Below are 15,922 nucleotides of genomic sequence, written 5' to 3' on the forward strand. Positions count from 1 at the left end.
CCTCTCCAAGAGGATTTGCATGCGGCGTATTATTGTCTTGTTGTTCGTCACACTCGCTCTGGCCGGGGCAGGTCACGCGGAAAAGCGCGACTATATTGAGCTTGCGCAGCGCGGATGGGGGTACGAGCTTCGGTCCACCATGGTGGGTCGCGATATGGCAATTCCGGTTCATATCAATGGCCGGGATCTTGCTGGTGCCTCATTGTGCCTAGTGGGTGAACCGCCGCATCCGCAGACATTGGCTATTCTGAACGCATTTCGCGCGTTGCTGAAACACAGCTTTGGATACCCCGCGCCTATGCGATATGCGGGTCAGACAGCACGAAACTGTGGAACAGGTAGAACTGTGGTTCTGCGTCTGTATTCCGGATATCCACCGAACCGAGAGTTGTCGTTGGATCTGGACTGGCTCAGCGAAATTCATCAGCTCGGCCTGCCCAGCGGACGCAGCTATGTGGTGACGTCACCCGCCATGGCACAGACCTTTTTCGGTCGCCGGGGGCAGGGAACGCATATTGTGGTCAAACAACCTGCTCAAGGTCGTCCCAACCTGTTGGAGACCGCGTTTCACAAGTCGATCCTTATCGAAGAATTATTCCAGTCCTACACGTTTGGGATGGACATACTCCTTTACGACAAGGCCGCCGTGTATCTGTCAAAATTGCAGGAAACACCGGTGAACCTGCAAAGATTTGCATGGAGTTCGCATGATTTCATGCGGGCCTTGTTGAATTCAAACCCAGAAGGTCTGTGCGCCTTTGACGTGTTCATGTTGCACGCTGTCGCGCAGGCGCCCGTAGACCAGACCATTGAACCGGGCTTCATAGAGTACATCGACCGCCAGTACGATCATTTGTGGGCCCAGACCGATGCAACGCTGGCGGATCCTCAGTTTTCTGTTCTTCTCGACGAGGGCTGCACAAAGTCCATTCAGGTTCAAAGATAATACCATCGGGTATATTTTGCTGGATGGACGCTCCGGTTAGCCTGATCATGGGAACGCGACCCATTTCGGGCCGCAGGGAGGACAAATGGACACCAGACCAGAAAACCCGCCGCGCGCCGTCGCGGGGTTGTCCGGATACCTTTCACAAGGGCTCGTCGGGCATGAACATTTGGTCGAATGCCTGCTGATCGCCTTGCTGGAAGGCGGCCATTTGCTGGTCGAAGGCCCGCCGGGGCTGGCCAAGACCCGAGCAGTGAAGTGGTTGTCAAATGCCGTAGAGGGCAGCTTTGCCCGTATCCAATGTACGCCCGATCTGATGCCGTCCGACGTGACCGGCACGCCGGTGTATCAACCGCAGGATGGTCGGTTTGAATTTGTTTCGGGGCCGGTCTTTCACACTCTGGTTTTGGTTGATGAGATCAACCGGGCTCCGCCCAAGGTGCAATCGGCCTTGTTGGAGGCCATGGCTGAACATCAGGTTACAGTTGGCAACCAAACACATCCGCTGCCAGATCCTTTTCTGGTCATCGCCACGCAGAATCCGATCGAGCATGACGGAACATTCCCCTTACCAGAGGCGCAGCTGGACAGGTTCCTGTTGCACGTGGTCCTAAGCTTGCCGGATCTGGAGACCGAGCGTCAGATTCTGGATCTGGTGATTGCCGAGACTCAGGATGGCCCACCGGACATTCAGCGAATGACGCTGGACCAGCTTCGCCTGGCACAGGCAGAAGCCCGCGCCGTGTATCTCGCACCCGAGTTGCGAGACTATATCGTGCGGCTTGTCTCCGCGACACGAGAAGGTTCCTTTGCCATTCATGTCGAGCATGCTGTTTCGCCGCGTGGATCGCTGGCACTGGCCTCAGCAGCACGGGCACGAGCGTATCTAAGAGGCCGTGACTTTGCGTTGCCCGAAGATGTAGCGGCCGTCGCACCGGATGCGTTGGCGCACAGGATGGTTCTGACATGGCGGGCGGTTGCGGATGGTCGCAAACCGCGAGAATTGGTGGCGGACATCCTGAAAACGGTCGAACCGTTGTGACCGAGGCACTGTCACACGCGGGAGTGAGCCTGTCGTCTGAGGCCTTGATTGGGCTGCGGCGCGTGGCGTTGTCGGCCTATGCAAAGCCGCCAGTCGCGGCCTTGCCCGGAGGGTTCCTGACCCGCAAACGCGGGCAGGGTGTCGAGGTTGCAGATGTGCGGGAATACGTGGCGGGTGACGACATACGTCATCTCGATCGTGGCACCACCGCGCGCACCGGGCGCCTGCATATCCGCCAGTTTCAAGAGGAGCGGGACAGGGTATCCCTGCTGGTCGCGGACTTTCGCGCGCCGATGCTTTGGGGGATGCAACGCGCCTTTCTGTCCGTCGCGGCCGCCGAAGCGTTAGTTCTGATCGGCTGGCATCTGATCGAAAGCGGCGGGCGTGTCGGGTTGTTGGCAATCACTGCGGACACGCCTGTCATCATTCCACCTCGTGGTAGAACCCGTGGCATGCTGGACGTAATAGGCGGTTTGGTTCAGGCCCATGCCAGCAGCCTGACAGCCATACAAGCCGGGCAGGACGAAGGCCGCACACTAGCACAGGCGCTGACCAGTGCCGAACGTCTAACACCACCCGGTTCCGAAATCATCATCGCTTCGGGGTTTGATCAGCCTGGCGACGCTCTGGCCGACCGTTTGGATCAGCTGGCGCATCGCCGCAGCCCGCGGCTTGTTCTGATCACCGAGCGCAAGACCCGCGAAATGCCGCGGGGTTGGTATCCGATACGGTTTTCCGATGGTCAGCAAAAACGCGTTTATCTGGATGGGACCGAGCCGGAAGACAGCGACATCTACCAAAAAATCGATGCACATCCGGCCTTGGTTCTGAATGCAAGCGATCCCATTGATACAACGGGGCGTCGCATCTCGGCGGCGTTCTCGGAAAGATATGCGGCATGAGCGAAACAGCACTGTCCGAAGCCACAATGCTGGCAAGCCTCAGGGACATTCGCTTGCCTCCCGACGCCGCCGGCGGGGTTCTGGCTGAACTGGCCTTGTCAGCGGGTGTGGCAGCATTAGCCGCCTTTTGTGTCGTGGCCTTATTGCGTTTGCTGAGCGTCCAGCGCAGCCGGGACCGATCTGCTGACAGCAATGAGGCAAGCCCGGACATGTCTGAATGGACCCAGGCGCGTCGCAGGGTCGCCCTTTTGCACCAGTTGCGGCATCAGGATGCTGCGCGTTATGCTGCGCTTAAAGGCGACTTGTACCGCCCTGATGGTGGACCAAATCTGCACCAGCTAGAGGAGGAGGTCGCGCGCCGTGTATGAACTTGCCGATCCGCTGATGCTGGTCTTGCTGCCATTGCCTTGGTTGATCGCGCGTATTCTGACACGACGCCCTGTATTGGAACGCGGTTTCCCGGTGCCTGATCGCATCGGCGGGATGCTGATGGACGCCAGCCCAAGGCGAGACCCGCGCCGCGCCGTTGTTCTGGACAGGTTGATGCTTTGGGGCATTTGGGCTCTGATTGTGTTCGCCTTGTCCGGCCCGCGTGAATTGACGCCGGTCAGCGCCCTGAAGGTGTCGGGTCGGGATCTGGCCATCGTGCTTGATTTGTCCGGGTCGATGGTGCGAGACGACTTTTTCCTGGATGGGCAGCCGATTACCCGGCTTGAGGCTGTAACAACGGTAGGTGCTGATTTTGCCCGGCGCAGAGGTGGCGACCGGGTAGCGCTGATCGTGTTCGGCTCCGAGGCTTACTATGCCACGCCATTCACCTTTGACACCGAAGCCGTCGCGCGCCGGATCGAAGAGGCCAGCATTGGCATCTCGGGGCGGGCAACGAATATCTCGGATGGGCTGGGTCTGGCACTGAAACGATTGGACGACAGTCAAGCGGCGTCTCGGGTCGTGATCCTGCTATCGGACGGCGTCAACAATGCAGGTGCGACCAACCCCCGTGGCGTGGCAGAATTGGCTGCCAATATGGGCGTGCGCGTTCACACCATCGCGCTGGGGCCAAAGGATTTGGAAAGCGCCGAGGTCGGGGAACGCGGCGTTGTGGACGCCACAACCTTGCGGGCAATCGCCCAGGTGTCCGGCGGCGAGAGTTTTAGGGTGAAGACAACCGACGATCTGGTCGCGGTAACGCAAGCGCTGGATCGGTTGGAAGCCACCGACAGTGCTGGCCTGTCTGCTGAAATCTACCGTGACTATTGGGTTTGGCCTGCGGCGTTGGCCGCCGCACTGGCTTTGTTGGCGACATGGAGGCAGGTGGCATGAGCGATTGGGATGTCACTCTGCTGCGACCATTGTGGCTAGGCTTGTTGCCTGGGCTGGCCGTCTTGGCGTGGTGGGTCCTGACCCGCGTCCCGGGTTTTGGGAATTGGGATAAAGTGACAGACCCGGTGCTTATGAAGGCCATGGTCGCTATCGGTCGGGTCGAAGGGTCCTCGATATCATTGGCTCCGATTGCCTTTTTGGCGGCGGCAGGGATTTGTCTGGTCGCGCTTGCAGGGCCAGCTTTTGAGCGGCGCGACGCTCAGACCTATCGCAATCTGGATGGCGTTTTGTTTTTAGTAGACGCATCCGCAAGTGTGACAGATGACGAACGCTGGCCGCAGATGTTGACCATGGGCCGGTTTGGGGTGGGTGCACTGGGGTCCCGACCCGGTGGGATCATTGTCTTCGGTGGTGACGCCTATGTAGCAACCGACATGACAACGGATCACCGCCAACTGGGTCAGACCTTTTCACTGATCAGCGCGGAAACGGTGCCCGACAAAGGCTCACGCCCCGAGCGGGCCCTGGCCCTGGCCCGGCAACGGATCGAAGAGGCAGGCATACTGGCCGGTGATGTGGTGCTGTTCACCGATGGTGCAGGTTTGGGGCCCGCATCGCTGCAACAAACAGCCGCGCTGGCTGAGCGCGGCGCACGGGTGTCTTTGGTCGTTCTTAGTGAAAACGATGCGCAGGCAGATACCCATTCCAAAGCGGGTGGCGGAGCCGTTTTCACCTTAGATCAGACGGATGATCTGGGGTGGTGGCTGTCCGATGATGCTTCGATACGGCTTGAGAAAGCCGACTATCCGGTTCTGTTCTGGTACGATTTGGGGCGATATCTTCTTGTACTGGCACTGTTCCCGCTGTTGTTTTTGTTCTGGAGGGACCAGCCATGAAATGGTGCGCCATCTTTGCCGTTGCGTTGATCTCGCTGGCCTACGCTTTGGGTGGCGCGGCGCCTTTCGGACGGGTTGCGCTGGCGCTTGGGTTCAACACGTTTTCTGCGCGGGTGTTTCAGGACCCAGACTGGCGAGGCGTGGCGTTGTATCGTGCCCAGGACTTCAATGCTGCTGCGCTGGCTTTCAAAGAAGCAGGCGATCTGTACAACTTCGGCAATGCCGAGGTGTTTGGCGGTCGTATTGCCGCCGGGCTTGAAGCTTACGATCAGGCCATACAATCAGGTGACCCTGACGCGCAGGCAAATTTCGACGTGGTGGCCGCATATTTTGCAGGTCTGCAGATCGATCCGGCGGCACTTGGGTTGTTTCCTGAGCGCAAGGAAGGCCCCAAAGCCGACAGTTTCATTGCGCGCGGGGATGCGCGCGCGGCGGGGACGGGCAGCGATGTGACCAACTCCAACACGATGCTGGGACTGGCCGAACTGGACAGTCGTGGGCGCCTGGGTGTGCGCCGGATTTTTGATGACAAATTCATGGTCGCGGATGAGCGTTGGCTTAATCAATTGTCCGACGTGCCCGGCGAATTCATGGCCGCCAGGATTGCGCAGGAACATAAGCGCCGTGAGAAACTGGGTTTAACACCCCCTGAACCGGAGGATCCGCTATGAAATGGCTGGTCCTGCTCTGTCTGACGATGCCCTTGCAGGTGCTGGCGCAGTCAAAAACGGTGCTTCCATCGGATCTTTCGATTGAAGTGTCGGTCGAAGACGGTACAGAAGCCCGTTTCACGCATGAGATGATCTTGTTGACCATCCGCGGCGTCTATCGCCGACACATCACAAGAGAACAGCTGATCCAGCCGGATTTTGATGGGTTTAGCTGGGCGCAGCTAGGTCCGGACAACTGGTCCGAGGAACGTATCAATGGTCGGAAGTTCAAAGTGCTCACCAGACGCATGGCAATCTATCCAGTGCGGCCCGGAGCGCTGACGATAGGGCGGTTCACGCACCGGCTGACTTTGACAGATGAAAGTGATGATTGGTTCGAACATGAAATCCAATCGGAACCTTTAACCATCGACGTGGCCGAAGCCCCGGCAACAACGGATTGGTGGTTTCCGGTGCGCAACCTGAAGATCTCGGATCAATGGTCCAATGCGCCGGATCAGCTGTCACCCGGCGAAGGCGTGTTGCGTGTCATCCGGCTCGAGGCATTGGGCGCGACGCCCGAGATGATCCCACCCATGCCTGACTTGCAGTCGCCTTCTGCAATGATCTTTGCGCATCCCGAGAAACGGTTGGTAGAGTTGACCCCGGAAGGTCCTGTTACCTACGCTTTCTGGCGGTGGACGATACGGCCAACCAATGAGGTGTCCGGTATCGTAGAGCCTTTGCAATTCAGTTACTTTGACACGGTTGCGCGCGAAGAAAGGGCGGTCACCATTTCCGCGCAACGGATTGCCTATGGGTCGGTCAGCGGAAAGGCGAAAAGTGCGGTGTCTCAGCTGGCACCTCTGCCGTCCGCAGCCAGGTTACCCAGCTGGCCGGCCGCGGTGCTGGCGGTTGTGGTATTTGTCGCGGTTGTTGGGTTGGGTTTGTCTGGCCGCAGGTTGACTGGCTTAGGCGCGTTGCAACGCTTTGGCATGTTCGATCCCCTCGCGCGTCGTTTGCGGCGATTTGCGAGAAAAGGTCAGGCAGCTGGGTTACGTCAGGCAGCGACCGCGATGGCCCGGCGCGATGGCCTGACACAACAGCGCCTGGATTTGATCAGGGATTTCGACCGTCGCTATTTCGACCCTAAATCCGATGAACCTAATCTGATGCGCTTTGCGCGGCTGTTCCTGCGCGCTGGGTTGAAACAGTAAACAAGTTTTGAAGTTGCAACGACATGTTGGCATCCGGTTTCTTCCTGAAACAGTTGAAACGGCACAGAATTGCTGTACCTTTCCCTGCGGAGGAGAAGAAATGTATACGGTGGGAGACCCCAAAACGGTGGACAACGTGTCCAGCGTTTTGATCGTGGATGATCATCCACTTTATGGCGACGCCCTTGCGGCCGCGCTGCAGTTGAGTTTTGAGAATTGCCGCATCGAAAAAGCCAGAACGCTAAAACAAACTTTCGAAGTGCTAAGCAGCGGTTTCAAACCCGACCTGATTATGTTCGATCTGAAGCTGCCTGACGTGACGGGCATTTCCGGGTTTCAACAATTGCGGGAACGGTGGCCTGCTGCACCGGTTTTGGTGATCTCTTCCCTTGCTTCGAGCGAGCTGGTGCGTTCGCTGATTGACCATGGTGCGATGGGGTTCTTGCCTAAGGACGCTTCGGCGCAGACGTTAAAATTCGTCGTTGGCGAGATCGCAGCCGGGCGCAAATATGTCCCTCCCGAATACAGCCGCGTGGATGAGGTGCCGGCACCTGAAAGCAACGTGTATCAATCAAGCCCGGAACTCTCGACACTGACGCCGCAACAGGTGCGTATCCTGAAGCTTATCTGCGTTGGCAAATCGAACAAACAGATCGCTTATGAGCTGACTCTGGCCGAAGCTACCGTAAAGGCGCATATCACGGCGTTGCTGCGCCGCCTTGGTGTTCGCAACAGAACTCAGGCTGCTGTTTTAGTCGACTCGGTTCTGGCACGGCAGACACGACATGAACCGGAGGTGAAAACCTTTCTGCAACACTAAGGGCTGCCAATGCGAGATCTGAAGCATGGACCACAAAGTATCGGAATCGGCCGCTCTCAGGCCTCGGATCCGAGTGCTGCTGTCAATGAAGCATGCGCAGATTTTAACAGCGATTTGTCCTGTTTCGTGCTGGCGTTCATTCCCAACGGGCTTGATCCGGCGGAAGTAACTCAGTGTTTGACCCGAAAATTGGCCGGAGTACCGGTTTTCGGGTGCACCACCGCAGGCCAGATTACGGAAAACGGATATGAATCTGATGCACTGTTATTGCTTTCTTTTCCGAAGGCAAATTTTCGGTGCTCATCAATTCTTTTTGAGAACATTAAGCCCCTGAACTCTACCGAGATTGCAGCGCAGGCACAGCGGCAAGCGGAAAAATTCCGCCATACCGCTGGATGGAACCGACTGGCCCTGATGTTTTCGGACGGGTTGTCCAAACAAGAGGATTTGCTTGTATCCACGCTGGAAACCGTTCTCGACGGATTGCCGATTTTTGGTGGCTCTGCCGGTGACGGCTTGCAATATGAAGAGACGTTTGTGTTGCATGGCGGCAAAGCGCGTACCAATGCTGCGGTGCTCCTGCTGATCGAAACAAATCTGCATTTTCAAGGCATTGGGTTTGATCATTTCTTACCAATCGGATCGGAGATCATCATTACGGATGCCGACCCGGAAGAGCGGCTGGTCTATGAGATCAACGGTGCGCCCGCTGCATTGGAATACGCGCGGCTTGTTGGATGTCCGGCGGACCAGTTGTCGCCGCAGGTCTTTGCGGAAAACCCGATGTTGCTGCGTCAGAACCTGAACTACTACGTGCGGGCGATCCGCGAAGTGACCGATGGGTGCGCCCTGTCCTTCATGGCCGCAATTGATGACGGTCTGATCATGACACTGGGGCGCGGCAAAGAGATTATTGAGACGCTTGAGGCGGGGCTGAACATTCATGATCCTGCCGGGAACTCACCTGATTTTATCCTGGGCTTCGATTGTGTGCTGCGCAAACTGGAGATCGAACAGAAACAGCTGAGCAGGCAGGTGTCTGGCGTCTTGCAGTCCAGACGCGTGATCGGGTTCAACACATATGGCGAACAGCAAACCGGTGTTCATATGAACCAGACATTTGTCGGGGTCGCCTTTTTCGAACCGGAAAAGCGGGATCTGAGTTGACCATGCTGAACCCGGAAGATCCTGCAGAACTTCAAATTGCCAAGCAGGCCAAGATCATTGATGCGCTGGTGCGACGGGCCAACCGCCAGAAAGATGTCGGCCCGTCAGCGTTCCGTGCCTTTCAGTCCGCCATTGAATTGCGGCAACGGGTTATGGAGCAAAGCCGGGATCTGGAACGGGCGACGACCGAGCTGGAAAGCGCGCGGTATGAGCGGGAGCAGACGCGCAAAAGCCTGGTCAAAGCGCTGTCTTCAATGGAAGAAGGGTTTGCGCTGTTCACTGACGGTCAGTTAAATCTGTGCAACGATCTGTTCCAAACAATCTTTCCCGACGTTCCCGAGCTTGTGTCACCTGGTCTGGATCTGGCGCAGTTTTTCACCTTGGTTCAAAACAGCGGGCAGTTTGTATCGTCAGACCGGGGTGTGTCGGACATGCTGGATACGTTGCTCAGCAATTGCCACACAGGCCTTGTGTCCAGCGAGGTGATCGAGCTGTTGGGCGACCGTTGGTATAAGCTGAGCGCCCAATACACATCGACCGAAAACGTTGTTATTCTGTTGACCGATATTACTTCGGTTGTACGTCGCAATCGCGACGAAAAAGAAACCCTGATCGACCGTCAGGAAGACTATCTGCAGGCGGTTTTTCAGAACATGAGTTCGGGCCTTTGCACATTTTCTGCTGACACTGAGATCATGATGCACAATGCGCGGTTTCGCGAGATTTTGAACTTGCCGCACCCGTTACTCCGCCCTCGCATGCCGGTGCAAAACCTTCTGGATCTCATGCGGGCCCGTGGCTTGATCAAGGCAGATGACGAACTGAAGGTTGGGAAATGGCAGCACGAGCTCAAAAGCAGAGGCTGGTTGCGCAAACGGGTTCGCGACGGGGCTGATCGCGTTCTGGACATTCAGGCCAACCAGCTGCCGGATGGTGGTTTTCTTGTTGAATTGAAGGACGTCACACTAGAAGCGCGGGCAACCGAGACACTGGAAAACCGTGTGATGGAACGGACAGCCGAGTTGACGCGGGCGAATGAAAAACTGATCCGCGAGTATGAAGAAAAGGCACGTGTCGAGGAAGCTTTGAGGGTCGCCAAAGAACGAGCGGAGGCAGCGGTTTCATCAAAAACTAGGTTTCTGGCGGCGGCCAGCCATGATCTTTTGCAGCCGATCAATGCCGCAAAGCTGATGATCTCGACACTTATGGAGATCACACGCGACACCGATCTGCATGAAATGATGGATCGTCTGGATGGCGCCTTTGGATCGGCCGAACAGCTATTGCATTCGCTGCTTGATATCTCGCGTCTGGAAACGGCCGATCCGGATACGGTTTCTCCAACCAGTGTCAGCCTTGCATCGGTAATCGCAGGCATTCATGGCGACCAGGCGCTGGTCGCCGAGAAAAACAACGTGCGGCTGGATGTGGTGTCGTGCTCGGAATTTGTGCATTCAGATTCCGTTTATCTGCTGCGGTCCATTCAGAATCTGGTGGTGAACGCGATTCAGTATACCGAGCCCGGCGGTAGGGTGCTTGTGGGGTGTCGTCGTCGTGGTGACAAGATTGTTGTTCAGGTTTGGGATACTGGCATTGGTATCGCCCGAAAAGATCAGGCCCGGGTGTTTGAAGAATTCACCCGGGCCGACAACGTAACGTTTGGGTCCGGTATGGGGCTTGGGCTTTCCGTTGTGGATCGGGCGTGCCGCTTGCTGGGTCACAAACTGTCGCTGCGGTCAAAACCGGGCGTTGGGTCGGTGTTCAGTATTGAAATGGACAGGGTAGAGGCGGATCGGGGCGCGATCGAGCCGCTGGATCTGCTGCCGCATACAGATGACATGTCACTGGATCACATCGCTCTTGTCATTGAAAATGACAAAGACGTGCTTTTTGGTACCACGCTCTGGCTGGAACAAAACGGTGCAAGCGTTCTGCCGGCCCGATCCACTGAAGAAGCGATGCGATTTGTGACCGACATGGGTATGCCGCCGGATATTATTCTTGCCGATTATCAGCTTGATGATGGTGATACAGGCGTCAACGCTATTCGTCAGATCCGAGAGAAGACCCAGACCCACGTTCCGGCCATTCTGATCACTGCGGATCGGAGCGAAAGCCTGCGCCATGCGGGACTAAGGCATGATGTGTCGGTCATGACCAAACCGGTTAAACTGTCGCGATTGCGGTCGCTGATCGTGTGGAAAGTGCATCGTGACCTGACAGGCATGGCTTCGACACCGACAAAAGTCGGCGGTGACTCAGGTGGTTAAGGACGTACTCTCAAAACAGGGAGGTGAAGACTCATGAGGACATTACTATTTGGGCTGATCACATCCGCCCTGAGTTGTTATCCGGTCTTTGGGGCCTCGGTAGATGGCGAGCAGGCTTATGACTTGTTGTTTCAGGAAGGCGTTCTGGACAAGATAGACCGGGACAAAGAGCTGGTTTATCAGCGCACGGTCACAAACAACTTAAAACCTGAAGCTGCCCAACGGGACACCGGCGATATTGCGCTGAGTTTTGCCGATGATGGCAGCGAGATGGCCCGCTTGGAGTTTCGGCAGGATGAAAAGCACCGCGCCATGGGTGTGTTTCCGGCCAGTGTCGGCAACCCGATGATCATGGTGTTTTATGAAAGCACCATTCGCGACATGGCCGAGGCGGCCGGAGGCAGCCCATTCTACATTCGCAACCGTGTGAAGGATGCGTTGGTCCAACCCGCCGAAGTGGAGGCTGGTGAAGCAGTTGTTGACGGGGAAACCGTGCCTGTCCGAACCATCCGCATGCGCCCCTTTGCAGAGGATCCAAACCGGGATCGGATGCAGGGATTTGGTGATCTGGTGCTGAGCGTGACGGTGTCAGAGGAGGTTCCCGGCTGGTATCTGCGGCTGGTGGCGGAAACAGGGCCCGAGGGTGCCGACGATGCTGTCTACCGCTCGGAGATGACATTTGAGGGTTTGCAGGAGGGTCAGGAATGACTCAGGCAACGTCTTTCAGCCGGAACACACTTGAGACGCGCCGTAAAAGATCGCGTAATGCCAGCTCGCTGCTGGTCTCCAACCTGTTTCAAAAAGGTGTATGTGCCCTTGCGATTATGTGCGCTGGATGGCCGATCGCGGCGCAAGCCCAAAGTGTGGCCGAACGGTTAAACGATTACCCAACGGCCGCCCGCGCGGATTACGTTTTTGCCTGCATGGTCACCAATGGTCAGACCCGCGAAATGCTGGACCGGTGTTCCTGTTCAATTGATCTGATCGCCTCGATCCTGCCCTATGAAAGATATGAACAAGCAGAAACGGTTCTTTCCATGCGGCGGGTTGGCGGTGAACGCATGGCGTTCTTCAAAAGTGCGGTTCTCGCCGAAAACATGGTGGCAGACCTGCGCCGCGCGCAGGCCGAGGCCGAGGTAGTTTGTTTCTGAACAAGACTTAGGCTGTAGCGTCAGCTAGACGCTGATTTAGGCAAATCGGTTTCGAAATTGTTTCCTTCGGTATCTGTGGCCTTTACCGTGAACATCGTTGTTCCGTTGTCGTTATAGGCAAAGCGAAACGCCGGGTTTTCAGAAATCGAAATCCCACCATCCATTGTGAACAGCAGCTCTTCACCCTGCCAGACTTCGATGTGGTCGATGAAATGCGCTGGAATAAACAGCTGCGTCACCTGATCACGTTGCAAACCCGAGTAGTTCGGGTGGCGGATCATGATCTGAGCCTCACGACGGGGCGTCGAGATTTGCGCTGCTTCGCCGAAACTGCGCAACTTCATCTTTCCCATCGACGCCAGCGCAACTTCGGGGTCTTTGCTGGCCGGGGCTGAACATCCGCCCGACGCTTTGACAAATCGGCCGGTCATATGCAGACCATCCGGCGTTTCTGCGATGACGCGAATGTTGGAATACTGGTTTACGCGGACCCGCATTTCAAAATCCAACTCGCCCATGGCTGGCGAAAATGAAAACACGCCAGCAACGGGGGCCGGGTTCTCGTCGATCACAACCGTTGCCGCAGTGATCTGCGCATCGGGATCAAGTTGTTTCAGAACAATTGGCACGGTGGCTGCATCATGGGCCCGGTAGGGGGCGTCCAGCGTCAAAAGCGCGTCGGCTTCGCCAATTTGCGCGTCTCCTACGACGTCATATTGCAGGTCCTGCCAGGTCTCGCTTTCTGTGAGAGGGTTCTTGACCGACTGCTCCGCCCAAACGGGCAGGGACAGTGTCAATGAAAGCACCACAGCGGGTGCAAAAAGTCTGGCCATGTTGTTTCCTCCGGCAACCGGTTCGAGGAATATGCCACAAAACCCCAATAAAATATACGCCGACCAAAGGCTGTGTGGTGTTCACGATTGAGTGTGCCAAGGTCCAAAGCGGAGGATGAGCCATGTTTGAAGCCGTGATTGCGGTGTGTCTTGAGGTCACCGCCGGGCCCTGTCGAGAGCAACTTTTGCCGGGCTATGAGGCTGAAACGCAGGCAATATGCGAACAAGGCCTTGCGGCTGATCCGCCTTCGTTAAACCTGGATCAGACTAAGGGTACTGCGCGGTGCCAACCCGTTGGCAAAGCTTTGGATTTTTCTGAGGTTGCTCCGGGTGTTTATGTGCATCGTGGGCGCATCGAAGAGCCGGACACAGCCAATCTTGGGGATGTTTCAAATATAGGGTTTGTGATTGGCGACGACAGCGTCGCGGTGATTGACACGGGCACCGCCCCCTGGATGGGCGAGGGGATCTGGCGCGCTATCCGGGAAAGAACGGAAAAACCAGTCAGCCACGTGATCTTGACGCATATGCACCCCGATCATGTGCTGGGCACAGCACCTTTGGCGCAAGCAGGGGCATTGGTTGTGGCCCATCCCGGGCTGGAACGCGCATTACTGGATCGGCGTCTCAACTATGTTGAAAGCCTGAGCAGTTTGATAGGCGCCAGTGAATTGATCGGAGTGGGATCAATCACGGTCGACCAATCGGTGGACGCAGAAGACGAGATTGATCTGGGGAATCGAAGTTTGACGCTCCGCACTTGGCCCACAGCGCATACCGGAACCGATCTGACCGTATTGGATCAAGGTTCCGGCATTTTGTTCACTGGCGATCTGGTTTTTCATGAACACACCCCGGCACTGGATGGGCGGTTAATCGGTTGGAAAGAGGTTCTGACCGAAATGACCGAGATGCAGGTGAAGCAGATTGTTCCGGGACATGGCGGCCCGGTTTTGGACTGGCCAGACGGGGCAACGGATATGTTGCGTTACCTCAACGTGCTCGAAACAGATACCCGCGCTGCCCTTGATCAGGGTCAACGGCTGGGCGACGCGGTGGAAACGATCGCCGAAAGCGAGGCGGAACACTGGGATCTTTTTGACGCTTATAACCCTCGCAACGCGACCGTTGCGTTTACCGAACTTGAGTGGGAATAGCACTCCGCTCTCACTGCAAAGCGCGATCCAGATTCTTAGCGGCATCCAGATTGGTTTGGTCCAAGCCTTGCGCATCAACTAGCTGGGTGGCTGTCAGGTCCGCATCTGTGAAATCGGCCCCTGTCAGAATTGCGCCGGATAGGTCAGCGCCGCCCAGCGTGGTCATCGACATATCGGCGTCGGTAAAATTCGCTCCGGGCAGTTTGGCAAATTCCAGATCGGCCCGAGACATAAGGGCGCCGGTGAAATCAACATTACTGCCACGCGCCGATGTCAGGACGCCGCGCATCAGGCCCATTGATTGATTTCGCATATCAGCCGAGAAATCAGCCCCACGAAAAATCGCACCTGTCAGGTTGGCTTTGGTAAAGTCGGCGGCAGTTCTGGCATTGGTGAAATCCGTGTTGCTCAGATCTGCCCGGCCAAGCTGTGTCTGAAACAGTTCCGCCCCGACAAGTGAGGCACCCGTCAGGTTTGCGCCGATCATCCACGCCTGGCTAAGGACCGCGCCATCAAAGTTCGACCCAGACAGGTTTGTACCGTTCATCGACGTTGCGCGCAGAACTGCATTGCCGAAATCCAACTCGGAAAGATCCAGATTGTTCAGCCAAATGCGGGTGAAATCAGCGGGGCTATCCAGTGTTGCTGCGTCCAGCTGTGAGATTACGTCGGCGCGGGTCAATTGCGCTTGCGTCATTTTGGGCAGGGTCATGTCAACGCCGCTCAGCACGCTTTGGCCAAGGGTTGGTAAGGGCAAGAGCGCGAATAAGGCCGCCTGAAGAACGATCAAGAATTTCATCTATGTTCTCCTTCTTGTGGCCGACTATGTTCTACCCCTGATCCGCCGCAAGTTGTTGCAACATCTGGGAAATGGAAAACAGACGGCGTTCGATGATTTGGGGGGTTTCGCACAAATAGGTTATTGATCGTTGGCGGTCCGTGTAGATCAGCTGATCCCAATCCAGTTGTTCCTCAAGCGCGTCGACCGTGTCGTAATCGGGCGGTTCAGCGGTTAGCGCCTGATCCATTTCTGCGCGAGCCAGGTCAATCTGGCTGGCCAGATCAATCTGCTTCAGCGAGAACTCTCCTATTCCGCCGATGATCCGTTTACGTCGGTCCGAAAGGGTGTCGAAAACCTGTTGAAACACCAGCCCAAGAACATCAGGATTACCTTCATTGCGCGCCGCAAACGCAGCCACCTGCGGCTGTAACTCGTCCAGTTCAATGCGGCGCAGGGCCAGTAGACCAGCGATTTCGTCAATCTCGGGCCGAAGCTCAGGTGTATTAGTGCCGTTGACCGGGTGCGGCCACATCAGCCCCATCGACAAATCCTCGACCTTGCGTTGCACGCAGGGCCAGGTTGGGTCGGAAAAATCCGCGGCAAAGCCGGGATTTGCCACGCTGAACCAAGCCAACGCCATCACGATATGCTTGCCGATCGACATCGCGGGTCTCCTCCACACTGACACTATGCCCGAAACCTGCGCGTTTAGTCCATTCAACCCAATACACACCATTGTCTTAATTGTTTGAACGGCGTGCCAGCCG

General features: G+C 56.6%; 17 protein-coding genes. 14 read left to right on the forward strand and 3 right to left on the reverse strand.

Going from position 1 to position 15,922, the window contains the following annotated elements:
• Positions 1–19 precede the first annotated feature (19 nt).
• The 13 genes from ACR0BU_RS15575 (at position 20) to ACR0BU_RS15635 (ending at position 12,384) form a co-directional block, all read left to right on the forward strand.
• Positions 20–946, forward strand: a complete 927-nt coding sequence (locus tag ACR0BU_RS15575) for a hypothetical protein (RefSeq protein ID WP_298936224.1) — start codon at positions 20–22, stop codon at positions 944–946.
• 85 nt (positions 947–1,031) lie between these two features.
• The gene (locus ACR0BU_RS15580; RefSeq protein WP_480737994.1) at positions 1,032–1,988 is read left to right on the forward strand and encodes an AAA family ATPase; all 957 of its coding nucleotides are present in this window, start codon (positions 1,032–1,034) and stop codon (positions 1,986–1,988) included.
• The gene (locus ACR0BU_RS15585; protein WP_480737995.1) at positions 1,913–2,890 is read left to right on the forward strand and encodes a DUF58 domain-containing protein; all 978 of its coding nucleotides are present in this window, start codon (positions 1,913–1,915) and stop codon (positions 2,888–2,890) included. Before ACR0BU_RS15580 ends, ACR0BU_RS15585 begins: the two co-directional genes overlap by 76 nt.
• Positions 2,887–3,258 carry a hypothetical protein gene (locus ACR0BU_RS15590; RefSeq protein ID WP_299890798.1) on the forward strand — a complete coding sequence of 124 codons (372 nt, stop codon included), beginning with the start codon at positions 2,887–2,889 and terminating at the stop codon, positions 3,256–3,258. The genes ACR0BU_RS15585 and ACR0BU_RS15590 overlap by 4 nt, the downstream gene beginning before the upstream one ends.
• Entirely contained in the window at positions 3,251–4,213 is a 963-nt protein-coding gene (locus ACR0BU_RS15595) for a VWA domain-containing protein (protein ID WP_480737996.1), read from the forward strand. Before ACR0BU_RS15590 ends, ACR0BU_RS15595 begins: the two co-directional genes overlap by 8 nt.
• A complete protein-coding gene (locus ACR0BU_RS15600) occupies positions 4,210–5,109 on the forward strand; it encodes a vWA domain-containing protein (RefSeq protein ID WP_480737997.1) in 900 nt (299 codons plus the stop codon). The genes ACR0BU_RS15595 and ACR0BU_RS15600 overlap by 4 nt, the downstream gene beginning before the upstream one ends.
• Positions 5,106–5,780: a hypothetical protein gene (locus ACR0BU_RS15605; RefSeq protein WP_480737998.1), complete on the forward strand. Its 675-nt coding sequence runs from the start codon at positions 5,106–5,108 to the stop codon at positions 5,778–5,780. The genes ACR0BU_RS15600 and ACR0BU_RS15605 overlap by 4 nt, the downstream gene beginning before the upstream one ends.
• Positions 5,777–6,976 carry a hypothetical protein gene (locus ACR0BU_RS15610; protein WP_480737999.1) on the forward strand — a complete coding sequence of 400 codons (1,200 nt, stop codon included), beginning with the start codon at positions 5,777–5,779 and terminating at the stop codon, positions 6,974–6,976. Before ACR0BU_RS15605 ends, ACR0BU_RS15610 begins: the two co-directional genes overlap by 4 nt.
• 100 nt (positions 6,977–7,076) lie before the next feature.
• Complete coding sequence (locus ACR0BU_RS15615; RefSeq protein WP_298936234.1) at positions 7,077–7,796, forward strand: response regulator; 720 nt, start codon at positions 7,077–7,079, stop codon at positions 7,794–7,796.
• 9 nt (positions 7,797–7,805) lie between these two features.
• Entirely contained in the window at positions 7,806–8,963 is a 1,158-nt protein-coding gene (locus ACR0BU_RS15620) for an FIST N-terminal domain-containing protein (RefSeq protein WP_480738000.1), read from the forward strand.
• A 2-nt stretch (positions 8,964–8,965) separates the two neighbouring features.
• Positions 8,966–11,233: a hybrid sensor histidine kinase/response regulator gene (locus ACR0BU_RS15625; protein WP_480738001.1), complete on the forward strand. Its 2,268-nt coding sequence runs from the start codon at positions 8,966–8,968 to the stop codon at positions 11,231–11,233.
• A 33-nt stretch (positions 11,234–11,266) separates the two neighbouring features.
• Positions 11,267–11,941, forward strand: coding sequence for a hypothetical protein (locus ACR0BU_RS15630; RefSeq protein WP_480738002.1), 675 nt, complete (start codon positions 11,267–11,269; stop codon positions 11,939–11,941).
• 116 nt (positions 11,942–12,057) lie between these two features.
• Positions 12,058–12,384, forward strand: coding sequence for a hypothetical protein (locus ACR0BU_RS15635; RefSeq protein ID WP_298936342.1), 327 nt, complete (start codon positions 12,058–12,060; stop codon positions 12,382–12,384).
• A 20-nt stretch (positions 12,385–12,404) separates the two neighbouring features.
• Here the strand turns inward: ACR0BU_RS15635 and ACR0BU_RS15640 are convergent, their stop codons facing one another.
• The gene (locus ACR0BU_RS15640) at positions 12,405–13,217 is read right to left on the reverse strand and encodes a quinoprotein dehydrogenase-associated SoxYZ-like carrier (RefSeq protein WP_480738003.1); all 813 of its coding nucleotides are present in this window, start codon (positions 13,215–13,217) and stop codon (positions 12,405–12,407) included.
• A gap of 122 nt (positions 13,218–13,339) precedes the next feature.
• On the opposite strand from ACR0BU_RS15640, the gene ACR0BU_RS15645 reads away from it, so the two are divergent.
• Positions 13,340–14,374: a quinoprotein relay system zinc metallohydrolase 2 gene (locus ACR0BU_RS15645; RefSeq protein ID WP_480738004.1), complete on the forward strand. Its 1,035-nt coding sequence runs from the start codon at positions 13,340–13,342 to the stop codon at positions 14,372–14,374.
• Between the two features lie 10 nt (positions 14,375–14,384).
• On the opposite strand, the gene ACR0BU_RS15650 is transcribed toward ACR0BU_RS15645, so the two are convergent.
• Together ACR0BU_RS15650 and ACR0BU_RS15655 are read right to left on the reverse strand one after the other, a co-directional pair.
• Positions 14,385–15,173, reverse strand: coding sequence for a pentapeptide repeat-containing protein (locus ACR0BU_RS15650; RefSeq protein WP_480738005.1), 789 nt, complete (start codon positions 15,171–15,173; stop codon positions 14,385–14,387).
• Between the two features lie 31 nt (positions 15,174–15,204).
• Positions 15,205–15,819, reverse strand: a complete 615-nt coding sequence (locus ACR0BU_RS15655; RefSeq protein WP_480738006.1) for a hypothetical protein — start codon at positions 15,817–15,819, stop codon at positions 15,205–15,207.
• Positions 15,820–15,922 lie beyond the last annotated feature (103 nt).

This window comes from Ruegeria sp. CK2 (genome assembly GCF_056536585.1).

Coding starts and splice junctions, on each gene's coding strand:
- ACR0BU_RS15600 (WP_480737997.1), top strand. CDS start 4,210: ATGAGCGATTGGGATGTCACTCTGCTGCGACCATTGTGGCTAGGCTTG.
- ACR0BU_RS15590 (WP_299890798.1), top strand. CDS start 2,887: ATGAGCGAAACAGCACTGTCCGAAGCCACAATGCTGGCAAGCCTCAGG.
- ACR0BU_RS15655 (WP_480738006.1), bottom strand. CDS start 15,819: ATGTCGATCGGCAAGCATATCGTGATGGCGTTGGCTTGGTTCAGCGTG.
- ACR0BU_RS15650 (WP_480738005.1), bottom strand. CDS start 15,173: ATGAAATTCTTGATCGTTCTTCAGGCGGCCTTATTCGCGCTCTTGCCC.
- ACR0BU_RS15575 (WP_298936224.1), top strand. CDS start 20: ATGCGGCGTATTATTGTCTTGTTGTTCGTCACACTCGCTCTGGCCGGG.
- ACR0BU_RS15625 (WP_480738001.1), top strand. CDS start 8,966: ATGCTGAACCCGGAAGATCCTGCAGAACTTCAAATTGCCAAGCAGGCC.
- ACR0BU_RS15645 (WP_480738004.1), top strand. CDS start 13,340: ATGTTTGAAGCCGTGATTGCGGTGTGTCTTGAGGTCACCGCCGGGCCC.
- ACR0BU_RS15640 (WP_480738003.1), bottom strand. CDS start 13,217: ATGGCCAGACTTTTTGCACCCGCTGTGGTGCTTTCATTGACACTGTCC.
- ACR0BU_RS15580 (WP_480737994.1), top strand. CDS start 1,032: ATGGACACCAGACCAGAAAACCCGCCGCGCGCCGTCGCGGGGTTGTCC.
- ACR0BU_RS15620 (WP_480738000.1), top strand. CDS start 7,806: ATGCGAGATCTGAAGCATGGACCACAAAGTATCGGAATCGGCCGCTCT.
- ACR0BU_RS15635 (WP_298936342.1), top strand. CDS start 12,058: ATGTGCGCTGGATGGCCGATCGCGGCGCAAGCCCAAAGTGTGGCCGAA.
- ACR0BU_RS15630 (WP_480738002.1), top strand. CDS start 11,267: ATGAGGACATTACTATTTGGGCTGATCACATCCGCCCTGAGTTGTTAT.
- ACR0BU_RS15605 (WP_480737998.1), top strand. CDS start 5,106: ATGAAATGGTGCGCCATCTTTGCCGTTGCGTTGATCTCGCTGGCCTAC.
- ACR0BU_RS15585 (WP_480737995.1), top strand. CDS start 1,913: ATGGCGGGCGGTTGCGGATGGTCGCAAACCGCGAGAATTGGTGGCGGA.
- ACR0BU_RS15615 (WP_298936234.1), top strand. CDS start 7,077: ATGTATACGGTGGGAGACCCCAAAACGGTGGACAACGTGTCCAGCGTT.
- ACR0BU_RS15610 (WP_480737999.1), top strand. CDS start 5,777: ATGAAATGGCTGGTCCTGCTCTGTCTGACGATGCCCTTGCAGGTGCTG.